26 protein-coding genes and 1 tRNA gene are annotated in these 25,566 nt (G+C 28.2%); 18 read left to right on the forward strand and 9 right to left on the reverse strand.

The window, feature by feature from the left end:
- Window positions 1-121 precede the first annotated feature (121 nt).
- From EXC34_RS00320 to rplS, 4 genes are all read left to right on the forward strand, one after another.
- The gene (locus EXC34_RS00320) at window positions 122-937 is read left to right on the forward strand and encodes an HAD-IIB family hydrolase (RefSeq protein WP_129687428.1); all 816 of its coding nucleotides are present in this window, start codon (window positions 122-124) and stop codon (window positions 935-937) included.
- Between the two features lie 151 nt (window positions 938-1,088).
- Window positions 1,089-1,355 carry a 30S ribosomal protein S16 gene (gene rpsP / locus EXC34_RS00325; RefSeq protein ID WP_004420572.1) on the forward strand — a complete coding sequence of 89 codons (267 nt, stop codon included), beginning with the start codon at window positions 1,089-1,091 and terminating at the stop codon, window positions 1,353-1,355.
- Window positions 1,355-2,038, forward strand: a complete 684-nt coding sequence (gene trmD, locus EXC34_RS00330) for a tRNA (guanosine(37)-N1)-methyltransferase TrmD (protein WP_129687429.1) — start codon at window positions 1,355-1,357, stop codon at window positions 2,036-2,038. The genes rpsP and trmD overlap by 1 nt, the downstream gene beginning before the upstream one ends.
- Window positions 2,028-2,384: a 50S ribosomal protein L19 gene (gene rplS / locus EXC34_RS00335; protein WP_004420576.1), complete on the forward strand. Its 357-nt coding sequence runs from the start codon at window positions 2,028-2,030 to the stop codon at window positions 2,382-2,384. Before trmD ends, rplS begins: the two co-directional genes overlap by 11 nt.
- Window positions 2,385-2,426: 42 nt before the next feature.
- On the opposite strand, the gene EXC34_RS00340 is transcribed toward rplS, so the two are convergent.
- Together EXC34_RS00340 and EXC34_RS00345 are read right to left on the reverse strand one after the other, a co-directional pair.
- Entirely contained in the window at window positions 2,427-3,140 is a 714-nt protein-coding gene (locus tag EXC34_RS00340; RefSeq protein ID WP_129687430.1) for an MAGa3780 family membrane protein, read from the reverse strand.
- 8 nt (window positions 3,141-3,148) lie between these two features.
- A complete protein-coding gene (locus EXC34_RS00345; protein WP_129687431.1) occupies window positions 3,149-3,730 on the reverse strand; it encodes a hypothetical protein in 582 nt (193 codons plus the stop codon).
- A gap of 91 nt (window positions 3,731-3,821) precedes the next feature.
- Here EXC34_RS00345 and EXC34_RS00350 point away from each other — a divergent pair, with 91 nt between their 5' ends.
- Genes EXC34_RS00350 through EXC34_RS00365 form a run of 4 tightly spaced genes read left to right on the forward strand, consistent with a single transcriptional unit; the run spans window position 3,822 to window position 9,653 of the window.
- The gene (locus EXC34_RS00350) at window positions 3,822-6,023 is read left to right on the forward strand and encodes a HinT-interacting membrane complex protein P80 (RefSeq protein WP_129687432.1); all 2,202 of its coding nucleotides are present in this window, start codon (window positions 3,822-3,824) and stop codon (window positions 6,021-6,023) included.
- Complete coding sequence (locus EXC34_RS00355; protein ID WP_129687433.1) at window positions 6,023-7,318, forward strand: HinT-interacting membrane complex lipoprotein P60; 1,296 nt, start codon at window positions 6,023-6,025, stop codon at window positions 7,316-7,318. The genes EXC34_RS00350 and EXC34_RS00355 overlap by 1 nt, the downstream gene beginning before the upstream one ends.
- Window positions 7,318-7,629, forward strand: coding sequence for a histidine triad protein HinT (gene hinT, locus EXC34_RS00360; protein WP_096386348.1), 312 nt, complete (start codon window positions 7,318-7,320; stop codon window positions 7,627-7,629). Before EXC34_RS00355 ends, hinT begins: the two co-directional genes overlap by 1 nt.
- Window positions 7,630-7,676: 47 nt before the next feature.
- The gene (locus EXC34_RS00365) at window positions 7,677-9,653 is read left to right on the forward strand and encodes an MIP family Ig-specific serine endopeptidase (RefSeq protein WP_129687434.1); all 1,977 of its coding nucleotides are present in this window, start codon (window positions 7,677-7,679) and stop codon (window positions 9,651-9,653) included.
- A gap of 36 nt (window positions 9,654-9,689) precedes the next feature.
- Here EXC34_RS00365 and EXC34_RS00370 read toward each other — a convergent pair whose 3' ends face one another.
- Window positions 9,690-11,057, reverse strand: coding sequence for a M17 family metallopeptidase (locus EXC34_RS00370; protein ID WP_129687435.1), 1,368 nt, complete (start codon window positions 11,055-11,057; stop codon window positions 9,690-9,692).
- A gap of 120 nt (window positions 11,058-11,177) precedes the next feature.
- On the opposite strand from EXC34_RS00370, the gene EXC34_RS00375 reads away from it, so the two are divergent.
- The 4 genes from EXC34_RS00375 (at window position 11,178) to rlmD (ending at window position 17,426) form a co-directional block, all read left to right on the forward strand.
- Window positions 11,178-12,170 (forward strand): ECF transporter S component, encoded by a 993-nt coding sequence (locus tag EXC34_RS00375; RefSeq protein ID WP_129687436.1) that lies wholly within the window; start codon window positions 11,178-11,180, stop codon window positions 12,168-12,170.
- 14 nt (window positions 12,171-12,184) lie between these two features.
- The gene (locus EXC34_RS00380) at window positions 12,185-14,134 is read left to right on the forward strand and encodes a S41 family peptidase (RefSeq protein WP_129687437.1); all 1,950 of its coding nucleotides are present in this window, start codon (window positions 12,185-12,187) and stop codon (window positions 14,132-14,134) included.
- Window positions 14,127-15,899 (forward strand): S41 family peptidase, encoded by a 1,773-nt coding sequence (locus EXC34_RS00385; RefSeq protein WP_129687438.1) that lies wholly within the window; start codon window positions 14,127-14,129, stop codon window positions 15,897-15,899. The genes EXC34_RS00380 and EXC34_RS00385 overlap by 8 nt, the downstream gene beginning before the upstream one ends.
- Before the next feature lie 201 nt (window positions 15,900-16,100).
- Complete coding sequence (gene rlmD / locus EXC34_RS00390) at window positions 16,101-17,426, forward strand: 23S rRNA (uracil(1939)-C(5))-methyltransferase RlmD (RefSeq protein ID WP_129687439.1); 1,326 nt, start codon at window positions 16,101-16,103, stop codon at window positions 17,424-17,426.
- A gap of 75 nt (window positions 17,427-17,501) precedes the next feature.
- Here rlmD and frr read toward each other — a convergent pair whose 3' ends face one another.
- Window positions 17,502-18,053 carry a ribosome recycling factor gene (frr, locus tag EXC34_RS00395; RefSeq protein WP_129687440.1) on the reverse strand — a complete coding sequence of 184 codons (552 nt, stop codon included), beginning with the start codon at window positions 18,051-18,053 and terminating at the stop codon, window positions 17,502-17,504.
- Entirely contained in the window at window positions 18,053-18,769 is a 717-nt protein-coding gene (gene pyrH / locus EXC34_RS00400; protein WP_096386311.1) for a UMP kinase, read from the reverse strand. The genes frr and pyrH overlap by 1 nt, the downstream gene beginning before the upstream one ends.
- A gap of 301 nt (window positions 18,770-19,070) precedes the next feature.
- Between pyrH and EXC34_RS00405 the strand changes: the two genes are divergently transcribed.
- Complete coding sequence (locus EXC34_RS00405) at window positions 19,071-19,997, forward strand: phosphatidate cytidylyltransferase (protein WP_129687441.1); 927 nt, start codon at window positions 19,071-19,073, stop codon at window positions 19,995-19,997.
- Window positions 19,998-20,015: 18 nt separating this feature from the next.
- Here EXC34_RS00405 and fba read toward each other — a convergent pair whose 3' ends face one another.
- The 4 genes from fba to EXC34_RS00425 form a co-directional block, all read right to left on the reverse strand.
- Window positions 20,016-20,879 carry a class II fructose-1,6-bisphosphate aldolase gene (gene fba / locus EXC34_RS00410; protein ID WP_129687442.1) on the reverse strand — a complete coding sequence of 288 codons (864 nt, stop codon included), beginning with the start codon at window positions 20,877-20,879 and terminating at the stop codon, window positions 20,016-20,018.
- Between the two features lies 1 nt (window position 20,880).
- On the reverse strand, window positions 20,881-21,147 hold the full coding sequence (gene rpoE, locus EXC34_RS00415; protein ID WP_004420616.1) for a DNA-directed RNA polymerase subunit delta: 267 nt from the start codon (window positions 21,145-21,147) through the stop codon (window positions 20,881-20,883).
- Window positions 21,148-21,219: 72 nt separating this feature from the next.
- Window positions 21,220-21,999: a hypothetical protein gene (locus EXC34_RS00420; protein WP_129687443.1), complete on the reverse strand. Its 780-nt coding sequence runs from the start codon at window positions 21,997-21,999 to the stop codon at window positions 21,220-21,222.
- Between the two features lie 17 nt (window positions 22,000-22,016).
- The gene (locus EXC34_RS00425) at window positions 22,017-22,463 is read right to left on the reverse strand and encodes a hypothetical protein (protein ID WP_129687444.1); all 447 of its coding nucleotides are present in this window, start codon (window positions 22,461-22,463) and stop codon (window positions 22,017-22,019) included.
- Between the two features lie 117 nt (window positions 22,464-22,580).
- Here EXC34_RS00425 and EXC34_RS00430 point away from each other — a divergent pair.
- The 5 genes from EXC34_RS00430 (at window position 22,581) to EXC34_RS00450 (ending at window position 25,535) form a co-directional block, all read left to right on the forward strand.
- Window positions 22,581-22,657 (forward strand) — tRNA-His (locus EXC34_RS00430).
- A gap of 47 nt (window positions 22,658-22,704) precedes the next feature.
- A complete protein-coding gene (locus tag EXC34_RS00435; protein WP_129687445.1) occupies window positions 22,705-23,070 on the forward strand; it encodes a YigZ family protein in 366 nt (121 codons plus the stop codon).
- Window position 23,071: 1 nt separating this feature from the next.
- Window positions 23,072-23,644 (forward strand): nucleoside/nucleotide kinase family protein, encoded by a 573-nt coding sequence (locus EXC34_RS00440; protein ID WP_129687446.1) that lies wholly within the window; start codon window positions 23,072-23,074, stop codon window positions 23,642-23,644.
- A 51-nt stretch (window positions 23,645-23,695) separates the two neighbouring features.
- Window positions 23,696-24,661, forward strand: coding sequence for a DnaD domain protein (locus tag EXC34_RS00445; protein ID WP_129687447.1), 966 nt, complete (start codon window positions 23,696-23,698; stop codon window positions 24,659-24,661).
- Window position 24,662: 1 nt separating this feature from the next.
- The gene (locus EXC34_RS00450) at window positions 24,663-25,535 is read left to right on the forward strand and encodes an ATP-binding protein (protein WP_165001202.1); all 873 of its coding nucleotides are present in this window, start codon (window positions 24,663-24,665) and stop codon (window positions 25,533-25,535) included.
- Window positions 25,536-25,566: the final 31 nt, after the last annotated feature.

A 25,566-nucleotide genomic window follows, 5' to 3' on the forward strand; every position in this document is an offset into this window, starting at 1 on the left:
TACTTATTCAATTGAAAAATAATTGATTTTAGTAAAAAAATACTAAAAGCTATTTTAAACTTCGGAGTAGGCCTTGTTTTTTTTTTTTTTTTTTGATTTTAATATTAGTTAAAATTATGGAATGAAAAATTTAGTTAAAAAAGCTAAGATATATTTTTTAGATTTAGATGGAACATTTATTGATAAAGTAAATGGTTATGAAACAATTAGCGAAAAAAATATATTAACTGCTAAAAAAGTAAATTTATCTAAACCTGTTATTTTTTCAACTGGTAGAGGTAATACAGAATATACAATGAATATAGCACAACAAGTTGGTTGCGAATATGTTGTGTGTTTAAATGGGGCTCTTGTTGTTGATAAAAATAATAAAGAGGTTTATCGTAAGGAGATGCCTAAAGACATTGTTTTAAATGTTATTGAAGAATTCAAGAAACATAATATGTGTATATATATTAATGGCATAAAAAACATGTACCATAGCGGTAATTTTGAAGGCGTTCTAGTTAAAGAATGATCAAAAGAGAATCCTAAATTTAACTACAATGATATTGATAATAATGGTCCATTTTCAAAATTGCTTGTGTTTGGTTTAAGTATTGAAAAAACAGAAGAATTACACAAATATTTATCTAAAAAATACCCTGAGCTAGCTTTTTATTTGGTGTCGAATGGTTACACAATTGAAGTTGGTCCAAATGATGCTAACAAAGGGATTGCTAATAAATTTGTTTGCGAATTATTAAATATTGACCCAAAAGATGCAATGCATATTGGTGATTCAGCAAACGATATGCCAACAAAATATCATTTAGGTTATTTTGTTTGCATGGGAAGTTCACAAGAACATGTAAAAGCAATTGCTCATTGCGTTGGTCCTGACTATTCAAATTCTGGATTATCAACTGTTCTTGAAGAATTAGAAGAGCTTAAATAGTAATATATTTTGATAAATCGTGTCAAGCAAAAATGCTTGACATTTTTTGTTTTGAATTTTTGTTTTTAATGTAAAATAATAAAGCAATAATGCTGTCAAGTATTTTCGCTTGACACAAATGTCGCAGTTAATTTATTAAGGAGAATATTTTATGGTAAAAATCAGACTAAAAAGAACTGGTTCTAAATTTAATGCTCAATATAAAATAGTTGCTGCTGATTCACGTGCTCCACGTGATGGTAGATTTATTGAGGCTTTAGGACAATACAACCCTCACACAAAAGAATTCTTTGTTAAAGAAGAACTTGTACAAAAATGAGTAGACAATGGTGCTCAACTAACTCAAGTTGTTTTCGACTTATTCAGAAAACACGGTTTAAATGAAAAACTTCAAAAAAATTCAAAACACGCTAAATAATGAAAATTAATTTTTTAACTCTTTTTCCAAATTATTTCAAACCGCTAACTGATGAATCGATCATTGCGAAAGCAATTGAAAAAGATCTAATCAACATTAATATTATTGATTTTAGGAAATTTAGTAAAAATAAACACAACAAAGTCGATGATGAAATTTATGGTGGAGGTCATGGGTTACTGTTACAAGTTGAGCCAATTGATTTAGCACTAGATTCGTTAGAAAATAGAGGTGGTTATAAAGTTTTAGTAACAACACAAGGACGCAAGTTTGATCAAAAAATCGCGAATGAATTATCAACAAAATCACAAATAACATTTATAGCAGGACGCTATGAAGGATTTGATGAAAGAGTTGTAGAACTTGTTGATGATGAAATATCAATTGGAGATTATGTTTTGACTGGTGGCGAACTTCCTGCAATGGTAATGGCAGATTCAATAATTAGACTAGTTCCAGGTGTAATTAGGCAAGAATCACACCAATTTGATTCATTTCAGGATGCAGGATTATTAGATTATCCGCAATACACTCGTCCTCGAGAATATAAAGGTATGAAAGTGCCAGAAGTTTTACTGAATGGCAATCATGCAGATATTGAAAAATGGAAAAAAGATGAGCAATATAAAAAAACATTAAAAAATAGACCCGACATAATTGAAAGGATCAATAATGAGAAATAGATTAATTGAATTAGTAGAACAAAGTCAGCTACGTAAAGATCACCCAGATTTTAGAGTAGGTGACAACGTTAAAGTTTATGTTCGTATCCGTGAAGGTGAAAAAGAACGTATTCAAATTTTTGAAGGTTTAGTAATTTCAAGAACTGAATCAGGTACAAGAGAAAACTTTACAGTTAGAAAAATTTCATTTGGTATTGGGGTTGAAAGAACATTCCCATTACACTCACCATTTATAGCTCAAATTGAGGTTGTTCGTTCAAATAAAGTACGTCGTGCTAAACTAAACTACATTCGTGAAAGAAGTGGTAAATCAGCAAGACTTAAAGAAATCAAACGTAATAAATAATTTATTTAATTTAAACTGCGACATAAATTTAACTACATATTGCTATGTAGTTTTTTTAAACAATTTAATTTTATAAGACTTAATCAATATTATAGTTAGTAACAGTGGAATATAAATATTGCCTAATAAAATAACAAAATTTAATACAAAAATAACTATGCTATTATCACCACTGTAAAATAAAGGTTTACGGAAATTTAAGAAACTATAAATTACAACGCCTGTATCATTTTTAAAAATGCCGTATGTTGCAACATAGATTAAAATTGCAATGAAATAATAAACTACAAATCAAAATATTGGGATAAATAAGTCTAATACTTTAATTTTTACTTCTTTTCTAAATAAATAAAGAATTAAAAGACCAATTATTGGATTAATAAAATGCAGGATAACATTCATAAAAGCGACTGGATAGTTGTATCAAGCTGCAGACCAAAAAATAATCAAACTTCAGAAAACAAACGAAGTAATAGCCATCAAACAAGCCGCGTTAAAAAATAATCTTTTAATAACTTTTGAGTCTTTCTTAATAACTAACAACATCATTGTAATACCAAGAAAAATATTACTTATTGTTGTGAAAAACATTGTAAAGCCAAATCCCTTGAATAAAGCAAACACTGTTGGCAATTCTTCATAAATATCCATAAAAGTTGGATCATAAAAAATAACTACAGAAAAAATTGAGAATAATGTAGTCGAAATTATGAATAATGATGATGTAAAAGTGATATTATCTCTTTTAAAATTCATATATAAAATTATATCTTAATATTCAATGAATCCAATTCAAAATCATTGAAATAAAGCAAAAAAACACCTTCGAATTCGATTTTTTTGCATTTATTTCAATTTAAATTATTGTAAAAAATAAATTTATCTAGCGTTGCATCTGTAAAGAAATAAAGTGTAGGTCGCGTATCGGAAAGCAAATATATTAGTTCTTTAAATTGAATGGGCTGTGTGCCAGCAGATTTAAGTAATGTCAATAAATTATTTTTTGATGCATCTCAATATTTTAAACGCGATTTATTTTTCTTATCAATTGATACAATTTTTTCCCTTGTACTTCCAATTATCAATTGAATTGGTAAAATTTGCTTATCAAATTTAAACGATGCTAAATAACCTTTATTGCTTTTGTTATTGCTAAATTTGAATTTATCTGGGAATAAGTATGCGAGATACGAAAAATCTTTTCAATACAGCGCGACGCTATATTTTTTTTCAATATTTTGACCAGCAATTATTGCATCATAAAATTTCTTAGAAATTGACCAATTAATGTTTTTTTCATTCAAAATTGATGCAAATTCTAAAATTAATTGGCTAATTTTGTTCATATGATTATTATACATTTTCAAATGTTTGGCAAAATAAAATTTATGTATAATATACAATATTAAATTTAATATTAATTAGAAAGAAGGGAATATGGCTAAAAGAAAAGAAACTTTTTTTGAGCGTTTAACTAGAAAAAATGCTCAACAAGAAGAAAATCAAAATCCCAAATCAAAAAAATCAAGAAATTGAAAATTTTGAACAATAAGTTCGCTTTTAACATTGGCTTTAGCAGCTGGTATTTCAGCGCCTTTAATTGCTCAAAGTTTGAATAAAAATTATGAACAACCACTTCCAGACAACACACCGGTATTTAGTTACAAAACACCTGGTTCAAACTCAAATAATGAAGTTAAATTCTACATCAAAGACCTTAAAAGCAACAAATTAGCAGATGACGCAAATGACCCTAAAAAAGTTCTAGACAATGTTTTTCGTCACGCGTTATTCTATCTTTACAATAAAGAAGTTGAAGCTTCAAAAGAATACCAAAGACTATGGAACTCTTCAAGAAAAGAAGATGATAAACAACGTAATGATATTGCTTTAAAAACAATTAAGGAACTAAAGGAAAAACACCGTGGTTCTTTATTAGATGTTAAAAACTTGTTAATTAAAACATATGGTTTTGATAAATGAGAACAAGCTTTCAATGAAATGCTTGTTAAATCGTTTAACGGCGCAAAAAATATTGATGAAGCAGTAGATTTTAAGGTTTATGAATCAATAAGAAATGATGCATTGCGTCGTTTCTCTTTAAACACATCATTTAACATTAATGATATTGATAGAACTGCAACAAGCGATATTTTCAAACTTGATAAAAACGGTAATTTAACCAATGAAATTCTGTACAAAAAAGGCGAAAAAGTATTTAAGTTTTTCCAAAAAGATAAAAACTACTTTGAAATGGATCAAATAAAAGAAAAAATGACTTTTATGACAAATAGTTTTGTTACTGATGATTCATATAAGAGTGCTGAAGGATTTATAAATCACTACTTAAGCAAACATAATCCATTCTTAATTAGTCAATTCACTCTACCAGGAATTGCTCCAAGTAAAAAAGTTGATGGTCAAGAACCAAAATGAAACTTTGATAAAAATGCTGTTAAAAAACTAATGTTTTATTGACCTGCTCAAGGTGAAAATAACTTCAAAGCAATTCCTGCTTTTGACAAAATCAAAGAAAACTTCAAATCATACGATGAACTTGTTGCAAAAGCTAAAGAAAATTCTTCATCAACAATAAATCAAGAAATTGCAGAATATAGTTCTGTTTTAGCCCAACTTTCTCTTGATGAACAAGAAATCAAAACAAATTGAGGTTCAACTGGTCTTACTTCAATTGATGATTTATTAGTTGGCGGTGGCGATAAAACACTTAAAGCCTTTTCTCAATTATCAGATTTGTATACAAACAATATCCCAGAAGTAGATTTATTTAAGGAATTACAAAATATAAGAGAAAAAATCATTTCTGAATTTAAATTACCAAATGTTGATGCCAATAATATTAAATCTCAATCAAAACAAGAAGCTCAAACTGAAATTGGAAAATTCAATAAAGAACTTCAAAAAATATTTGATGAAGCAAGCGACGTTAAAAAAGAGGGAATTTACACTGAAAAATTCAATGAACTTATTGTAAAACCACTTGTTAAATTATTTGAAAATAATGGCCAAATTCAAACAGTTTATAGATTAAAGGACAGTAAAGACGTTCTAATTATCCTAACTTCAAAAGGTATAACTCTAATTAATGTTAAAGCAATTGACAAGATAAAAGAATATGAAAATAAACAAAAATCTGAAATATTAAAAGAAATGATTAAGTCTGACTTTTTATTGAGCAACAAATATAAAAACTCAATATCAGGTAAAAAATACAATGCACTTCAGTTAATTAATCAATCATTAACACAACAACAATATGTTTTAGAAAAAATGTTAAATGAAGATGAATTTTTAAAATATCTAAAAGAACAAAAAAATATTTATGCTTTTGATGAGAACAAAAAACCAATTGAAAATGCAAAATATAACGATAAAGATATTGAAAAAATCAAACAATATAACAAAAATATTCTTATTGCAGAAGATGTTCAAAGAAACTTCAATTTAACCAAATCAGTTGATAATTGAATGAAAGATAGAGCACAAGGTAAATACGATAGCAACTTTATTTATAAAGATGAAAAAGTATTTTTCCCAAATTCAACAAAAAATAAAGATAAAGATGCTAGCGCTCTAGTTTTCGAAAAATTAAATGAATTAAGAAAGGGAATTAAATAATGAAAAAAATAAATTTAGCCATATTATCAAGTTCATTAGTTGCAATTCCTTTTGTTTCTGCTTCTTGTGCAAAAAATGTTAAAACTGTTGAAAAAATCAAACAAGATAATCTAATTAAAGCCGATGCTGCTGAACAATTAAAGGCAAAGTTTACAAGAGCAACTCTATTATCTTTATACAAAATTAAATTCAATAATTCAAATAATCTTGACGAAACATATATAAATGAATTTAAAAAAGAAGAATCGGACTTATTTAAAGATAGTGAAAAAGCATTCAAACTATATGCAAAAAATAAATTAGATAAAGATAAATATTATTTTGCACAAAAAGTTGTTGATTGAACGTCAAGCAGAATTTTAAATAATCAAGAAATCGAAACTCTAAAAACTATTCAACCTCATTCAGAAATAACAACAGAACATTTCAAAGTACTTTGATTGAATGAAAAAACTGGTATTAGAGCTGAACTTGAAAAAATGTTATTTGTAAATAAATATTTTGCAATTAACACAAAAGAAGAGTTAAAGAAAATTGACAAAAACTTTAAATATACAAAAAATATTAAATATGAGTTAAAAAATTACCTACTTGCTAAATACGCAGTTGATAAAAAATATGCTCAAATTTGAATGAAAGATGCTGAAACTAAAGTTGATAATGACTCATTTTTCACCCGCGGTTTTCCAACTATAAAAGATGCAGATACATTTAATGAATTTTGAAAAGATTCAAGTCAACCCAAAGACCAATTAAAAGCAGAAATTGAGTTTATTTCAGGCAATGATGATGATAAAAAACTATACGGTTACAAAGGTTTTAAATCAGCAACAACATCATATTCATTAAAATGAGATTATGAATCTCTTAAAAATAAAAAAGCTAAAAAAGACTTGTATGGATACTTTGATGTAAACAATAATAGATTAGTAAACACAGAAATTGAAAAAGGATTCGTTATTAATCCATACAAAATTTCAACAGGTGAAAAAACAACTCCTATGGTAGTTTATTTAAATCAAATTGCGCCAATTGCTGCATCTCAAGAAGTTGAACTTCCAAATTCAGAAGACTCAAAATCAACAAAATCAAAAGTTACATTATTATCTTTCGATAACACAATGTACAAAGATAAATTGGATATTTTAGCCTTTTTATTCTTCTTAAATGACCAAACTCTTTACGAAACAGCAATTAAGAGTTTTGCTGATTTAGGATACAAAATTAAAATTAATAAAACAAGTATTGCTTTAAGAGAAGCCGCTAAAAGCTTGGTATTTGTGGAGTTGGTATAATGGACAATGTTTTTTTAGATATTATAAGTGGCAAATTAGAAGCAAACTTCATATATAAAGACGATGTTTGTGTTGCTTTTTATGACAAATTTCCTGTTAGCAAAGGTCATTTTCTAGTAGTTCCAATTGAAAGACAAAGAAATATTACCCTTGAAAGCGATGAAACTGCAGCACACTTAATTAATGTTGCGCGTAAATTAGCTAAACAAGAAGTTTTAGATAAAGGCGGCCAAGGCTTCAAAATTTTAATTAATACAAATGCACCTGAACAATCAGTTTTTCACACACACGTTCACGTTATTCCATATTAAAGATTAATATTCACTTTGCGTGAATATTTTATTATCCGGAGATAATTATGAAATCAAACAAAAAACTATTATTTTCATTAATTTTATTGACATCATTTTTGCCTTTTTCAATTGTATCTTGTGTTCAAAAAGGCAAAAATAATGATGAAGTCAAAAAGCAAGAACTTTCAATTAAAATTGACGCAAAAATCAACGAACTAAATACACTTGATAAACAAACTGACGAACCAAAATATTCAGAAGTAAATGCACAAATCAAGGTTGAATTAGCAAAACACAACAACAAATCATTAAAAGACCTAACCGTTCAAGAATTAACTCGTATTTTTAGTGATTTAACTGTTTTTATTGCAACTGTAAATCAAAAAATTAAAACTATTAATGATTTAAAACCGGAATTAGGAGACCAAACTAACCCTGATAAAGGCAATGACAATAGTTCACAAACCCCACCTACCCCACCAAAAGAAGGATATGATAATATTCCAACCCTTCCAACTGACAAGCCTGAATTGCCTGTATGGCCACCTACTTTTCCTAAAATTGATAATAGCTCAAAACACACTTATCCAGAATATGCAAACAAATTTAAAAAAGTAGACTCGAATGTTCTATACAACGAAATATTTGATAGGACTTTTGCTTTGAAATTTGCCACAAAACAAGCAAATGGAAGCCTTATTTCAAATGACAAAGGTACTGGTTGATTACTGGATTATCACAAATACAAAAGTAATCCCCATAAATACAAATTATTTATTGCAACAAACTTACACGTTATAGGTAATTTTAGTAATTCTCTTTCTGATGAATTAAATAAGAAATTAAATTATGAAGACCCTGTTAAAGATAAAGTTGTTGCAGTAGCTTTAGGAAAAGCAAAAACCAAACCAACACAATTTTCGGCATTGCCAAATAACACCGCAAATGAAGAAGCAAATAAAAACCAATGAATTGCCAAATACTACACAAATTCGAATGAATTGGTAAATTATGATAAAGGGGAAGGTGTTACTGACACAGTGCAATCAAGTGCTATTTCTGAACCAAAAATTGTATTTGCCGCGTATGATTTTATGAAAAAGGAATCAATGCAAAAATATCAAGCAGAATTACAAAAAAGTTCTGAAGAATGATACAAAAACCTAAACAATAGCAACATGATTGATGAAGATTATAAAAAACCAATGTTTGATGCATATTTTAAAGGTGACAAACACATTGGAGTAATGGTTGATTTTGCAGTATTTGAGGTCGATGTAGATTTAACTTCCGCTCCTGAAGAATTGAAAGAATGAGTTAATAATGCAGTAAAAGGTCTTGACAACTACGTTGATAGATTGGAAAAAACAGATATTTTACCTAATCAAAATAAACAAATTTCCAAATACATGCTTACAACAGATTATGTTTCTGCTGCTAAAAATGAAAAAAATGAGAATAATTTATACAATATTGAAAACATTTTTATTGGCGGATATCCATTTGGTCATAAACATGGAATGTGAGTTATTAATAATCCAATCGAAAGAAATTCAGAAAATATAACTTCATATCATCGTAGCCCAGTGAATGCAAAAACTTTTGCATTACCTGCCGATAATCATGAAAGTAAATTAGAATTCGGTAATAATTTAGGAATATACGGCAATACTTGAAGAAAATTAATGGCTCAATGATATGGATATCACCACAATATTAATTTTTCTTCACTATATTATGGTGCTTCAGGTTCTTTAGTTTACAATGAATTTGGTCAAATGATTGGTATTTATGACTCAGTTAGAGCAAATGTTAATTCTGGTGACCTATTGCAAACTGGTGGTTTCGCACCATTTATTCAATCAAGTGATATTAATGGAGTTACTGGTGATACACTATATGCTTATAATTTAATTGATGGCACTGATAAATCAAAATTTGCGCACCAATCTAATTCATTTAGAGAAAATCTACGAATAATTTATCCAAATGGATTTGAAAATGGCGAAAAAACAACCAAATTGTTTGACAAAGGCTTTTAGAACAAAAAATAAACCAGCTTGGGCTTATTTTTTTGTTTAAATTAATGATAGTTCAGTTAATGTTTTAACCATTGGACCATATGGAATTTCATTAATTTCCGCTGTTCCAGCTATATCAATGTGAATGAATTCAACATCTTCTGTAAATTCTTTTAAAAACATTGCAGCAGAACAAGAACCGGCATTTCCTGATAAATCAGTGTTTTTTAGATCTGCAACTTGTGATTTTTTGATGTTTGAACCAAATGCTTCATCAAATGGCATTCTTCAAACAAGTTCATTTGCATTTTGTGCCGCTTTACTTAATTGCTCTCAAGCATTTTCACTTGTTGCTCAAACACCTGAGTAAGTGTGGCCTAATGCAACAACGATTGCTCCAGTTAAAGTGGCAACGTCAACGACTCTTGTTGCTTTTAGATTACGAACAGCGTATGTTATACCATCCGCTAATACTAGTCTACCTTCAGCATCAGTGTTGTTGATTTCAACTGTTTTACCATTCATTGATTTTCAAACTGAATCTGGTAATGATGCATCGCCATTAACTCTGTTATCTGTAATGCACATTACAGCCGCAAAGTTTTTCTTAGGTTTTAATTGTGCAATAGCTTTTAGTGTTGAAGCAACAATAACTGACCCTGACATGTCAAATTTCATACCCAACATTGAACGAGAAGGTTTAAGAGAATAACCACCTGAGTCAAAAGTAATACCCTTACCAACTAACACGGTTTTTTCTTTTGATTCTGGATCGCCATTGTATTCAATAACAACAACTCTAGCTTCATACATTGAACCTCTATTTACAGATAGTAATAGACCCATTTCAAGTTTTTCAATTTCTTTTTTGTTTAGAACTGTTACTTTAAGGTTTGAATATTGTTTGAAATCTTCGGCAATAGTTTTAGCAAGTGCTTCTGAGTTTAAAATGTTAGGTGGGGTAACTTGTAAGTTTCTTGCATAGTTAGTAGCTTCAGATAAAATTAATTCTTTTTCAATTGATTTTTCAGTATTTTGGTCAATTTCAACAAGGAATGGTTCAAGCTCAAATTCTGTTTTTTGTTTTTTCTCTTTTAGATTAAATAATTCAGCTTTTTCGAATGAAACTCCACGAATGTAGGCTTGTAAAACTCTTGCTTCATTTAAGTTTTCAGTTGTAAATGATTTAACATCGAATTGGTAATTACGAGCTAAATTAATTGAAAGTGATCCAAAAAATTTAACCAATGATTCGAAAGTTAACTTATCTTTTTCGCCTAAATAAACTAGGGCAAGATTTTCAGATAAATATTCTGTAATTGCATTATTTTTTTCAACCAAATGAGTTTTTGTTGCTTCCCCTTTAAAAGTAGCTTGCAATAAGACTTCATTTGATCTTTTAGTATTTATTTTTTTAATTAGCATCTTATGTCTCCTTTTTATATCAATAATTTTAACATTAAAACACCTTAAATTTATTCTATAATTTAATATTAATTTTATAATTAAATAATGCGATGTGTATAATTTACGTAAAGGAAAATTATGAATCCAGTCAAAACTGATAAAGATTTTAAAATGTTTTCGAGATGGTCAATTAGGCGTATCACTTTTATTGGTATGTTGATTGCTATTTCAGTGTCTTTCTTTTTGGTTGTTGTGCAACTAATGCCTTTTTTGTCTTTACCTTCATACAAAATTAGCATTATTGGTTTGCCAATTAAAATTGCAGGATTTATATTTGGCCCAGTTGTTGGTGGGTTTGTTGGTTTGGTTTCTGAACTTATTTCTTATGCTTTAGTTCCAACATACTTTGATAAGTTCTTTATTTTAGCCGCTGTTCTGGATGGGGTAATTCCAGGCATAATAAGTTGATTATTTTTTAGACTTATTCGCTTCAGCTATGGGGGCAAATTCACTGATGGTGTTTATGCTGAAAAAATATATAAATTATTTAAAAAACTTGACAAATTGCGCTTAAATCCCATTGAAAACGAAAAAATCATTCAAAAAATTGAAGATAAAATAATCCTTCTAAATAATTATAGATTTGGTAGTAAATTACACAAAACATCAAAAAGAAATCTATTAAATATCAATATGATTGTATGCTTGTTAATAATATTATTCATTATTGTTGCTGTTGTAAGTTATATTGGTTTCCATGTTGATGAAGCAGTCATTCAAAGAGGTGTTATTCCAAATCGTTGATTATTGCTTGCAATAATGCTTTCTGGTTATGTTTTAATGATGTTATTCATTATTGCTGCTCGCTTTAAGTTGAGAAGACAACTTTATTTAGTTATTGTGCCAATTGTTGTTTTTTCAGCAGTGTTAGAGACATTTAATGTACCAATTTTAGCTTTAGCTGAACAAAATAGCCTTGAAAATGGTAAACATGTAGGTTCGATATTTGTTTACATGTTTCAACACATAGTTACAAGCCCTGTTAAAATTTGAGGAAATATGTTTATAATTTTCTTTACTTATCAAATAATATCGCCATTAATTTATAAAAATCATGAAATAACATACTAAATATTAGAGGAATAATGTCAAAAAAAATAAAATCATTCATTGCTTCTGTCATTTCGTTAATTTTGCCTACAACACTTCTAAGCAGTTCTTGTGTAACCAACATCTCAAACAAAATTAACAACTTCAAAAATCTAAATAAAGATAACAAAAACACACCAAATCACGAGGTTAGCAATCCAGGCACATCGCCTAAAAAAACAATCCCAATAACCCCAATACAAAATCCACCCAAAAAATCTATTCCGCCAATTGATAAAACAATAGAAAACACATTAAATTTTATTGGTGATAAACCATTTTATAATATAAATTCAGACACTAATATTGAAGACCAAAAAACAACATTTAAAACATATATTCACAAAAAAACCAATGATGTTTATATTAATTTAAATGAAGTTATTGAAAAAATAGGCTTTTTGTTCAATGGAAATAAAATTCAATATAAAAAGAATAGTATCACCAAAAAAATTGCTGATATTGATTTAGGCAATAACAATGAATTGTTCAAGTTTGATGAAGATACAAACGAAATTATTTTTACTTCTTCAAGTGCTTTTAAATTAAATCCGTCAAATTTTCAATGATTTAAATACAATGATATTCGCTATAATGAAACAAAATTTTTGCGAACAAAAAATAAATATAATACCCATAATAAGTTAAAACTTGGTGACTACCAAATGGAAATTATTATTGACAATCAACAAATTTATTTACCATTTTGAGCTTTCAACTTAATGTTTATTTCAAATCAATACTACAACATACAATTTAACGGAAAAAGTTTTATTGGTCTAAATTATCAAACTTCTAGACAGGTTATAGCCGGTCGTCACCGTCTTGATCCAGATTTTTTAAATACAATGGATGCATATTACAATAACTCATTAGAATTAAAATATTCTAGAATTAATAATTTAAATTATTTAGCCTTTTTATTTGATAATTATTTTGGATTAGCCCAAAATTTATATAAATCTAAACAAGTGAAAAATTTTTATGGTTTAGTTGAATCATATAACCTTAAAAATCGATTATTATCAACCTCTAAATCAGAATATGTTTCTGCATACGATGAACTTTGAAATAACATTTTAAATGACCCTCACTCTAGAATTATTAGTAAATCATACGATTGAAAATATTGAGACGTTCACAGGTCGCAGAACATTTCACAGAAAAACAAAGAAATGCTTGATAATAGACAAAAACTAATGGTTGCTCGATTTGAAGCAAAAAATCCAGAAAACCACAACCATAATTTAATTAATAAAATAACGCACGTTTACAAAGACACAGCTAGAATTGTTTTGGATAATTTTGAAGATATAGCTGCATTGTCTGGAAGTAATATTGAAAAATGAAAATACAATTCATTCGCGAGAATGAAGGCAGCTATGGACCGCATTAAAGAAGATGATCCAAATAACCAAGTTAAAAATATTATTTTAGATTTATCTTTAAATGGTGGAGGTTCATCCTTGGAGCTTCAAAAAACACTTGGATTTATAAATAATAAAGATATATCATTAATCATTCATGACAAATTAAGCAGTGAATATACTTACCTAAACTACAATGTTGATACAAATAATGATAAATTGTACAATGAAAAAGATGGTTTTTCAGAGTACAAATGATATGTTTTGGTCGGGGTTAACACCTTCAGTGCCGCCAATTTATTTGCACACGTTGTAAAACAAGAAAACATTGCCACTGTCATTGGCCAAAAAACAGGTGGTGGAATGTTTTCTGTTTTGCCAACAATTCTTCCTGACGGAACAAATGTTGATATTTCAAGTACTCTAGCTTGAACCGGAAAGCCCAATAGAGAAGTACGCACATCAGAAGACCTACCATTTACAGATCAAGGAATTGAGCCCGATTTTTATGTTGATTACAAAAACTTTACAAAACACGATATATTGAATTATCTAATTAAAAAGGAAAATAATGGTTAAAAAAAGAATTTGAATACCGCTAACAGTTGCAGCTTGTGTAATAGCTATGAGTCCAATCGTAGCTGCTCCTTTTTTGCTTAATATTTTAAAAAACAAATTTTATGATTCTAATATTCAAAATATTAAAGATTCCGAAACACCAAAACAACTAAATCTATACAAAAATGCAGAGTTAGTTAATGTTTCTAATGGATTTTTACAAGAACCAAGTGAAATAAGGGTATATCAACATAAAGAAAGCGAAGATTACTATATTAATGCTATAGAAGTGTTCAAAAAAATGAATAATTTTTTTCGATTAAATGGAGTGAATGCAAATAATATTAACAATAAATTTGTGTTAAGCAACAATGGTGCAAATGTTTACTTTAATGAAAAAGATTCAACTATTTCATTCAAAAATTTCAATGATTTTTCCTTTATAAAAACAACAATTAATAGGGATTACAACAAATACATTAATGAACAATATACATCATTTAAGTTAAATAAGAGTGATTTCAAAAATATTAATTTAGCTGAATATGGATTTAATTTTTATGTTTCTGGTGTTAATCTTTATTTGCCAGTTTCTGTGTTTAATTTATTATTTTGTTCGCCAAATTACTTTAATTTACAATTTAATGGGGAAAAATTAATGGTAAGTAATTATGATGCTACCCATGATATTAATTTTTCAAATAACGAATATGTAATTGACTTTTATAAAGATAAATCAAATATACAAAACAGCAAACAACGAAGCACGAATTTAAATTTTTTAGCCCTACTTTTCGATCATTTTCACGGACTTTCGAATCAAATTTACAAGGAAAATGGGGTTAAAAATTTCAAAGAATTACTAAAAAAACATAGTTTAAATGAACAAATATTAAAAAATCAAGTTAGCGAACATGAAAAATCTTATTACCAAATTTGATACAAATATTTTGATGATTTACACTCAAGAATAATTTCAAAATCATATGCTGCGGAAAGTAGCAGATTTCAAATTAATGATGGAATTTATTTATCTAAACGCAGGGATGAATTTAGAAGTATTTATTCAAAACTAGTTAAATTAAGAAGAGAGAAAAATAAATTAAATAAAATAACTCATTTTTACAAAGATACAGCAAGAATTATTTTGGATTCATTTTTAGTTGGAACTCATGAACAAATAAATTCTAGCGATCGTTTTAAATATGACTCTTATTGATTGATGAACGATGCAATTAGTGAGATAAAACGAGTGGACAAAGATAATAAAATAAAAAATATTGTACTAGACATTTCATTGAATGGTGGCGGCTCAAGTGCTGCTCTGCAAAGAGTTCTTGGTTTTATAACAAATAGATCACAAAATCTATTTATACAAGATAGAATGAGTGAAATTTACACAAACATTAGTTTTACTATTGGCACCAACCAAGACGGGCTTTACAATTACAAAGATTCATATAATAATTACAATTGATATATTTTAGCGGGGAAAAACACATTTAGCGCAGCTAATGTGCTTGCGCACAGTGCTAAAACAACTAAATATGCTAAATTAATCGGACAAAAAAGTGGTGGTGGTATGTTTGCTGTTTTACCAACTGTTCTTCCTGACGGCACTCATGTTGATATTTCAAGTCAATCTGGCTGAACATCTGGAACTAATAATAAGATTAAATCGATTGATGATTTACCTTACACCGAACACGGAGTTGAACCAGATTACTACATTCCATATGAAAAATTTTATGACGATAACATATTAGAAAATTTATTTGGAAATTAAAAAAATGTGTATATAATTAATTTGATGCGTTCCCAATGTGAACGGTTACTAGACCTAGAAGGCTAGTTGCTTAAGTGTATATTGCACCTTTCTTACAAAATAATGGAATAAGCCTTATGCGTGATGCTTATTTATTTTCACTTATCTTATATGTTAATAATTTAAAGGGCGTAAAACGCCTTTTTTATATATAATTCATTTATGAATTTTCAGAATGAAATTTTACTTAACATTAAAATAGAAAACTTATCATATGAAGGACTAGGAACTTATCGTAATGAAGATAATTTTCCTTATTTTATTGAAAATGCACTTCCTGGCGAAATAGTTGATATTCAAATTAAAAAGAAAAATTCAAGATTTGCCTTTTGCAAAGTTATAAAGTACCATAAATTTTCTCCACAAAGAAACTTTAATGCTAATGATAAATTGATGCAATCTGGTTCAGCGTCAATTGCGATGCTTAATTATGATGACCAATTAAAATTTAAGCAAGACTACGTTAAATTTCTTTTTAAAAGAAACATTCATTTTGATGATATTAAAAATATTTTAGAGAATCCAAGCCCTTGAGAGTATAGAAATAAACTAACTGTTTTCGTTAATTTTATCGATAACAAAATAGTTTTAGGATTATATGAAAAAAATACGCATAATATCATTGAACAAGATAATTATGATCTAGCATTAAAGCCAATTCAATTGATTTTTGAATGAATTAGTAAAAATATTAATAATTATCCGTTAATAAAAAAACAAGTTAAATTCATTGAAAGTATAACAGTTAGACATTCGAATTTTTCTAATCAATCATTAGTAATTATTAACTCATCTAATTTAGTTGATATTCCCCACGAATTTATTAATGATTTGATAAATAGTAATACTAGTGTTGTGAATATTATCCAGAACATGAAAAACAATACAAAAATTTCAAGCGAAAAATATTTAAATAATTCAACTTTTATCATTGACCAAATTGGCGAATTTCAATATAAAATCAATTGAAATAGTTTTTTCCAAGTTAATAATTATCAAGTTAATAATTTATATAACTTGTTGTTAAATAATTTAAATCTTAAACCCAACAGCATCGTTATTGATGCATATTCTGGTATAGGTTCAATAAGTTTAAAACTGGCCAAAGCATCTAAGTTTGTGTATGGATTAGAAATAATAAAAGAAGCAGTGGATAATGCTGTTGAAAATGCCAAATTAAATATTATCGATAATGTCAAATTTATTTGTGGCGACGTCAATAAAACAATAAAAAACATCAACAAAAATGTTGATGTAATTGTTGTTGATCCCCCTAGGTCTGGAATAAGTGATGTTTTTATGAAGTCTATAATAGAAATAGCCCCAAAAACAATCGGATATATTTCTTGTGATGTTAAGACAATGTGTCGGGATATAGCAATACTTATGCAAGAAGGATATCAGTTAAACTTTCTTCAGCCCTGCGATATGTTCAGTCAAACTCACCATATTGAGTGTGTAGGTATTTTGAATAAAGTTGCTAGTTAATTTAATATGTAAAATGACCTATTAATTCATTTTACCGTTGAATTTGTAAATTTAAAAAATGCGCGGACGCATTTTTTATAATGTTGTAAGTTCTTTTTCTTTTTCTTGAGTTATTTTGTTTATTAATTCAATTTTGATATCAACTTGTTTTTGAATAGTATCTTGATATCTTTTTTGTTCATCTTCACTCAACTCTTCGTCTGCTTTTATAGCTTTTAGTACATCTTGACGCGCGTTTCTAACACCAATTTTAGCTTGTTCAGTGAACTTTGCAAGACTTTTTACAAGTTCTTTTCTTCTGTCAGATGTTAAAGCAGGGAAAGTTAATCTAACTTGATTTCCTTCATCAACTGGATTAATTCCTAAATTAGCAGCCATTAATGCCTTTGCAATATCCTTAACAGAAGATACATCAAAAGGCTTAACTAGTAATTGAGACGCTTCAGGAACCGAAATATTTGCAAGTTCCTCAAGAGGAGTCATAGTTCCATAGTAATCAATTTTAATACCTTTGATTAATTGTGGGTTTGCTCTACCAGTTGAAATTTTTGATAATTCAAATTCGTAGTGATGAATTGATTTTACTGCTTGTTCGTCAAAATTCATTAAATATAGTTCTAATTCCATTATCTTGTTACCTCTGTAAATTCGATATCGCCTTCAATAGCTCTTAATATTGCATCTGGTTCTTGTATATCAAAAACAATCAAACCAATATTATTATCACGGGCCATTGCTGTTGCAGTTAGGTCCATGACCTGTAATTTTCTTTCTAGAATTTCATCATATGTAATTTTGTCAAATTTTTTAGCTACAGGATTAGTTTTTGGATCTGAATCATATATGCCTTTCACTCCATTTTTACCCATAAATATTGTGTCAGCGCCAATTTCAGATGCATATAGTGTTGCCGCGGTATCTGTTGTAAAGTAAGGGCGGCCAGTCCCACCTACAAAAATAACAACTTCGCCATTTTCAAGATATTTAATAGTTTTTTCATTTATATAGTATTCAGCAACACGCTCATCTATTCTTAGTGATGAGTTTACACGTGCTTTTAAGCCTGCTTTTTCAAATCCACTTTGAAGTGCTAACCCGTTCATTATTGTTGCAATCATTCCAATATGGTCAGCTCTATTTCTTGGTATACCATTTTTTTCAGCGCTTGCACCTCTTCAAAAGTTGCCACCGCCAATTACAACACTAACTTGAACACCTTTTTCAACTATTTTTTTAAGTTGCAATGCAATCTTTTCAACTAAAACATAATCAATAGCTAAACTCTTTGATTTATTTGCTAACCCTTCACCGGATAATTTAACCAAAATTCTTTTAAATTTCATATGATCTCCTACATAAATAATTATATTATAATCAACTCACATTTTTTGAACATTAAAATACTAATATTTTTTAAAATATTAAAATTCAATAGTTAAATTTATAACTATTTTTTCCAAAACATTCATTTTGCAATTGAAAAAGTAAAATAAAAAGAAAAAAATTTATTATTTTAGTGTTGTAGCTTCATTTTATTAATAAATTTTAGATTTTTAATATAAAGTAAATCTTCAAAAAGAATAATTAGGACAAATATTTAACAATATATATTTATTTAAAATAAAATAATTTAAAATATTTATAATGAAAAAAACATTGTTAAATAGAATTCTTCCAGGTATTTTAATTGTTGTTTATATTTTGATAAATACCATACCTCTTTCTATATTTTCGCACACTAGTTTAGTTGCGCGTATTTTTTCGTACATTTTTGTTTATACATTGTTTTTTATAATGATTTTTGAGTTATTTAGCGCAATGAGAATACCAAAATATTGGTCTGCATTTTATATGATTATTTTTGCTCCAGTAGTTATATTTCCCCTTACAATGAACTTACAGTGATTTGATAAAGGTTCAATCATGCCAAGCGACACCAACTTAGTTAAACTAATGTCAAGAGCAGCACAAAATTTAGCAAAAGAACCAATGATTTTTTTATTACCACTGATTTCGTCAATATCATTCATTTTGTTAGAAACAATAATTAGAAAGAATTCTTTTGTAAATTCATTAACTAGATTTTTTGTTATTCTTTCTTCCACTTATATATTGATTATATTTATTAAAATATTTCAAATATCAATAATTTATAAAGGTGCTTGAATTTATTGATTTAGTGTTATTATTGTGAGTTCTGCAACAGATATAACAGGTTGATTAGCTGGAAAATATTTTGGTCGCAAATTCATTAAAAAGCCTTTTGCGCCAGTTATTTCTCCTAATAAAACTTGAGAAGGATTTATTGGTTCTGTATTGCTTGGAACAATAGCATCATTCTCTGTTGGATTTGGATTTAATCTATTTAATAATCATATTTTAAACTCATTATTTGGTTTATTCACCCCATTGATATCAATATTAGGTGACTTGTACTTTTCATACATAAAACGAATAAACGGTATAAAAGATTACTCTAAAATGTTAGGCGGACACGGTGGCTTGCTTGATAGGCTTGATAGTAATTCATTTATATCATTCTTTAGTTTTATGTTGTTATTATTTGCATAAAAAAAGCATGGCTTGTAGCTATGCTTTGTTTTTTGAACCAAATTCAATGATTTTTTCAATAACGGTCTGTCTCATTGCTTCAACTCCATTTTTTAATAATTTACGTGGATCAAAGTTTTTGCCTTCAAGATCTTTATTGGATAGGATAAAAGCTCTTGTTGCTTTGTGAAATGATTGTTGCAATTCTGTGTTTACGTTAATTTTTGCAACACCTAGTGATATAGCCTTTTTAACTTGGTCCATTGGCACACCTGAACCGCCATGCATTACTAAACCGATTCCACATTGGCTCAATTCAGATAAGCGTTCGAAATTCAATGATTTTCAAGATTTTGGATAAGGACCATGAATATTTCCGAATCCAGCAGCAAGCATTGAAATACCTAAGTCAACCATTTGTTTAACTTGTTTTGGATCTGCTAACTCGCCATCGCTTATAATACCGTCTTCTTCTCCGCCAATAGATCCAACTTCGGCTTCCACACTGATGCCTAAATGTTGGCAATAATTTACCAATTCTTTTGTTATTGAATAGTTTTCGTCAAATTCTAGACTTGAGCCATCAAACATAATTGAACTGAATCCTGCTTCAACCGCCTTGTAACAACCTTGTTTTGTTCCATGGTCTAAATGTAGTGCAACTGGAATTGAAATATTTAAATCATCAATTAAGCCATTAACCATATTTGCAACAGTTTTGTAGCCGCCCATATATTTAATAGCTCCCTCGCTAACACCAATTATTAGTGGAGATTGCATTTCTTCGGCCGCCAATAATGTTGTTTTTGCTCACTCTAGATTGTTTATGTTGATATGTGGAACTGCATATTTTTCTTGGTAAGCTTTTTTAATTAAGTTTGTAGCATTAACTAATTTTGTCATATTATTTAACCTTGAAACCTGGTCTTATTGATCATTCACCTTTGTCGTTTCTAATGAAATTTGAATCAACTGTTAGTAGTCTATATAATTCACCTAATTTATTGATTCTAATTTCTGAATATTCTTTATTTTTTTCATCGGCCTCAATTTGTCATTTTGTTTTTAATTCTAATTCGACTTTGTCAAATAGAACATAAAAATCAATGAATACGTTATTTTGGCATTGTTCATAAGCAAACTCTGAAACTATATCAAGCATTGTTTTCATATTCAAACTCCTTAATTACAAATAATTAAAACACAAATTGCATTAACTGCAATTTATGCCATATATTAACTACTAAAAGAAGAAACCTTCTCATACATACATTCTTAAAATAAGAATAATTATGCAAATGATTTCTAAAATAACTGCAAATGATCATAATCAAATGATTGGTTTGCCTCAAATGGTACGACTTACATAATGGGTGTAAATTTGTTTTGGTTTGTTCATTTCGATTGCTTTAAAGCCATCAATTAAACGTGTGTGTTCTTTTGAAGATTCTGCGCCATTACGAACTACATAAGCTGCAGTTACTGTGTTGTCATCGTTTCAAGACAATGCAGTGGCAACAAATTCGTATTGATTTTCACTTGATAATACATCATCAAGAGTAACTTCCGATGCTGTTTTTTGGTCTGCATAATTAACAAATACTTTAAGTTCTTTAGCGACTTTGTCTAGGTCAATTGCTTCCTTAACCTCTTCAACAACTTTAACTTCTTCAACTTTTTCTTTATTTGCTTTTGAAGGACTTACATCAACAAGTTCTTCCTTGTTAATAAATTCAATAACTTCTTCATCTCTAACTTTTTGGTCTTGAACTCTGCTTAACATTGTTACTGTTTTTTCAGGAGTTGTAGAACCTCTATAAGCACCGTTTTGATGGAATCAAATTCTAGAGTCACCATCTAACTGCGGAGCAATTACATTGAATTCTTCAATACCCTCTTTAAAGCTTTTGAAATTTGTGTATGCCTTAATGCCTGCTCTTTTTAAATTAAATGAAATTTGTCTATTTTCATCATATTTTTCTGATAAGTAGAATCTATATAATTTAGGTTTTTTTGTACTCATATTTTTCTCCTACAACCTTATTTTGTGTATTTAGGTAAATATCCTGTGTACATTAAAGCGACTAATAATATAACAACAGACATTAGTAAAGCATCAAACAAGATTAAGTTAATTACACGTCATTTTTTTGGGTCAACAAACACCAATTCATGTTCTTTATCATACAATTTATTATCAATAATGTGTGACAATTGGTTTTTTTGGTCAATGCCATCTAATGTTAATTTGTTTACCAATTCACCCATTTTTTGAACAGATAAACTTCCAATTATTTTTTTGCTATGAATAATAAATATTCTAGCATCTTCAACATTTTCTATGTTTCCATTAATTTCTTCAACAATTTGCTGAATACTATTGAAATTTGTTTTACTTTCTAAATTAGCATCTTCAAGAGTAAATTTTTGAACATCTTTTTTAGGATTTTCGAAAATCAAGAATTTTGTTGAACTCTTTGAAATCATATTTATTCCCCTTTCAATATTAATATGAATACTTATATTATAATTTATTAAATAAAAAAATTATCAATATTTTATTTATTTATTCAAAAAATTACTCTATAATATTTTTGCTAAATGGCGATTGTGGTGAAGCGGTCTAACACAGCGGGTTGTGGTCCCGTCATTCGAGGGTTCGAATCCCTTCATTCGCCCCATTTTTTTTATCCCCTTTTTTAGCTAAAATGAATTTATAATTTAAATTATGGAACTTGAATATTTTGAAGAGAAAAAATCAAAATTTTACAGTATTTGCATAAAAGTTGAAAACAAAGAACAAGTTAAAGATTTCGCTGCAAAATTGTGATTAGAACATAAAAAAGCTCGACACATTTGTTATGGTTATGTTTTTTATGAAAATCAAATTCAAAACGCAGGTTGTGATGATAATGGTGAGCCTAAGCACACAGCGGGTAAGCCAATAAGAGATTTGCTATTAAAAACAAACTCAAGGAATTTAGCAATATTTGTTGTTAGATATTTTGGCGGAATAAAACTCGGGGCTGGCGGAATTTCAAGGGCTTATTTAAAAAGTGCAATGATTGCTCTTAAAAAATTCAATGGAGAATAATATGATTGCGGTGATAGGGAAAATTGGGGTAGGCAAAACTACTTTTTTAAAAAATTTAGGTATTGATAATTCAAAAATATTTTTTGCTGACGAATATGTGGCAAAAAATTATTTATTAGGTTCAAAATTATGTCAAAAAATCAGTGAAGAAATAGGTGATTTTTTGCTTGATGAAAATGGTGTTTCAAAAACAAAAATTAAAGAGTGAATTGGCCAAAATATTAATAATTTAGAACGATTAGAAAAAATCGTTTATCAAGAAATTTTTACAACTCTAAAAAATGGGAAATATGAGTTAGCTGAACTACCTAATTTAAGTAATAAATATTGTGATTTTTTGTCTTTGATTTCTGTTGTTTTGTGCTTGTCAAATAACCCTAAAAAAAGGCAAAAAAATCTAGTTAAACGAAATGTGGATAAGTCAACAATCCTGCTAATAGATGCAAAAAACGATCCAAAATCAATCAAAAAATCACTTTTTAGTTTAAAGCCGATTGTGGATATTTATATTAATAACTGCGAAAGTTTAGAACAAAATCAAAAAATTTTAAAATTAGTTAAATCAATTTTATAAAATGGATTAGAAAGCAGCTAAAATCGGCTTGCTTTTTTAGACGAGGCGTATATGTTAAAAAACTTAAATTATCCATTTTTCACAATTGAAACAACATCATTTATTGCAAGTGAAGATTTAAAAAACTTGCGTAAATTTTATGCGCCAATTTTGGGGTCAAACGCCATTGTTTTATATGAATATTTACGTGATCTTGCAATAAGCGATGATCAAGGTTCTGGATTTCACGATTATGACAGCATTACATATATGCTAAAAATGAATATTAATGAGTTAAATGACGCAAGAATAAAGCTTGAAGCTGTCTCATTATTAGAAACACACATTGATGATTTAAATCGTAAAACATTGTTTGCACTTGAGAAACCTCTTGATAAAAAAGGGATTAGATTAAATTCGATTTTAGCTAATAAATTAATGAAAATTATTGGCAAACAAAATTATGATCGTTTAATTGGTATTGATCAGCAAAAACTTTTCAGAAGAGCAGGTCGTTTATATGAAATAACTGCTTCTTATGAAGATGTTTTTGACACTGAGGAAGATTTATCATTGGTAGACTTCATTAATAAACCAAACAATAATCCTGTAGATACTGTTGAACTTTCTTTATCAACTCAAGAGAAGATTGATTTAAATACTTTTGATTTCCCAAATATTTATGAAGCTATACTTAAAACTGATTCAAGAGTTTTCTTTAGTCAAATTCAAGGACAAATTGCAACAACTAAAATAGTTGATCTTATTAAAGAAGCACGTACAGCGGGTTTTTCCGATCCATGTATAAATTTAGTTTTTTACTATGCAAATGAGATGAGTGGAAAAATTGATTTTCGCTATGTAAATAAAATAATTAAAGATTTAATTAAAAAAGAATTATTTGTGTTTGAGCCTCTTGAAAAATATCTTGATTCATTAATGAAAAACAGTAAAAATTTTGTTGTAACCAAAAAAGACTTATACAAAGCGACTTATTATAATCTTTTAGAAAAAGCTGAAAGTATTGAAAACTATTAATATGGACTCAATAAATGAAACAAAAGATTTAGACTTTTTAAATTTATTTGCTTCAAGTGAGAAAGAACGCAAAAAGCAAATAAAAAAGATAATTTCGAAGTCGCTAGAATTAGCTAAGTTGATGGAGTCATTAAAAATTACCTGAGATGAGCTTTTATTATATTTACCCGAGTTTTTGGATGTTAAAAATTATTTGGACAATCCTAGCTCATCGGTTTATAAATTTAGTGTTGATCGCAACCAAAAAAATGAGCTAGTGTTCAATAAAACATTCAATGACAAGGTTTCTGATTTTTTAAACATACAAAAATATCTTTGATTGAGTGATTTTGATGAAATAGATGTCAGCCTAAGATTAAATAAAACCGTTGTAAGAAACATTTACTCGCAACGAGAGATTGAAAATAAACTTCAATTAATAAAAGATAATAATTCTGTTGGTGGTTTGTATATTTCAAGCGGAGATTCAATAAATAATTCTAAATACGCTCAATCAATCGCAATTGATTTTGCTATGAATAAAATGAGTTCTGTTTATGTTAAGACATCTACATTGTTTGCGAAATTAAAAAACGGATTTACAGATAAGAACAACAGAAATCCTGAAATAATTAAGATATTAAAAAGTGCAGATGTTTTGGTTCTTGATGGCTTCGGGTCTGAGAATATTAATAAATGATTCTTGTTTGATATATTAAATGACATTTTAACCACAAGAATACTATCAGATAAAGTAACAATATTTTTTTCATTATTATCTATTGAAAAATTATTTGAATATTACAACAAAAATCCTAACATAAGTCAGGATGCTCATAAATTATCATCGTTCATAAACATAATAAAAAAACATAATAGTTCTCACTCAATATAATTTACGAATATACTTATTTTTCGAAAGAAAA

Origin of the sequence: Mycoplasmopsis bovigenitalium (assembly GCF_900660525.1) — a bacterium.
In the GTDB taxonomy this organism is placed as follows: Bacteria; Bacillota_I; Bacilli_A; order Mycoplasmatales; family Metamycoplasmataceae; genus Mycoplasmopsis; species Mycoplasmopsis bovigenitalium.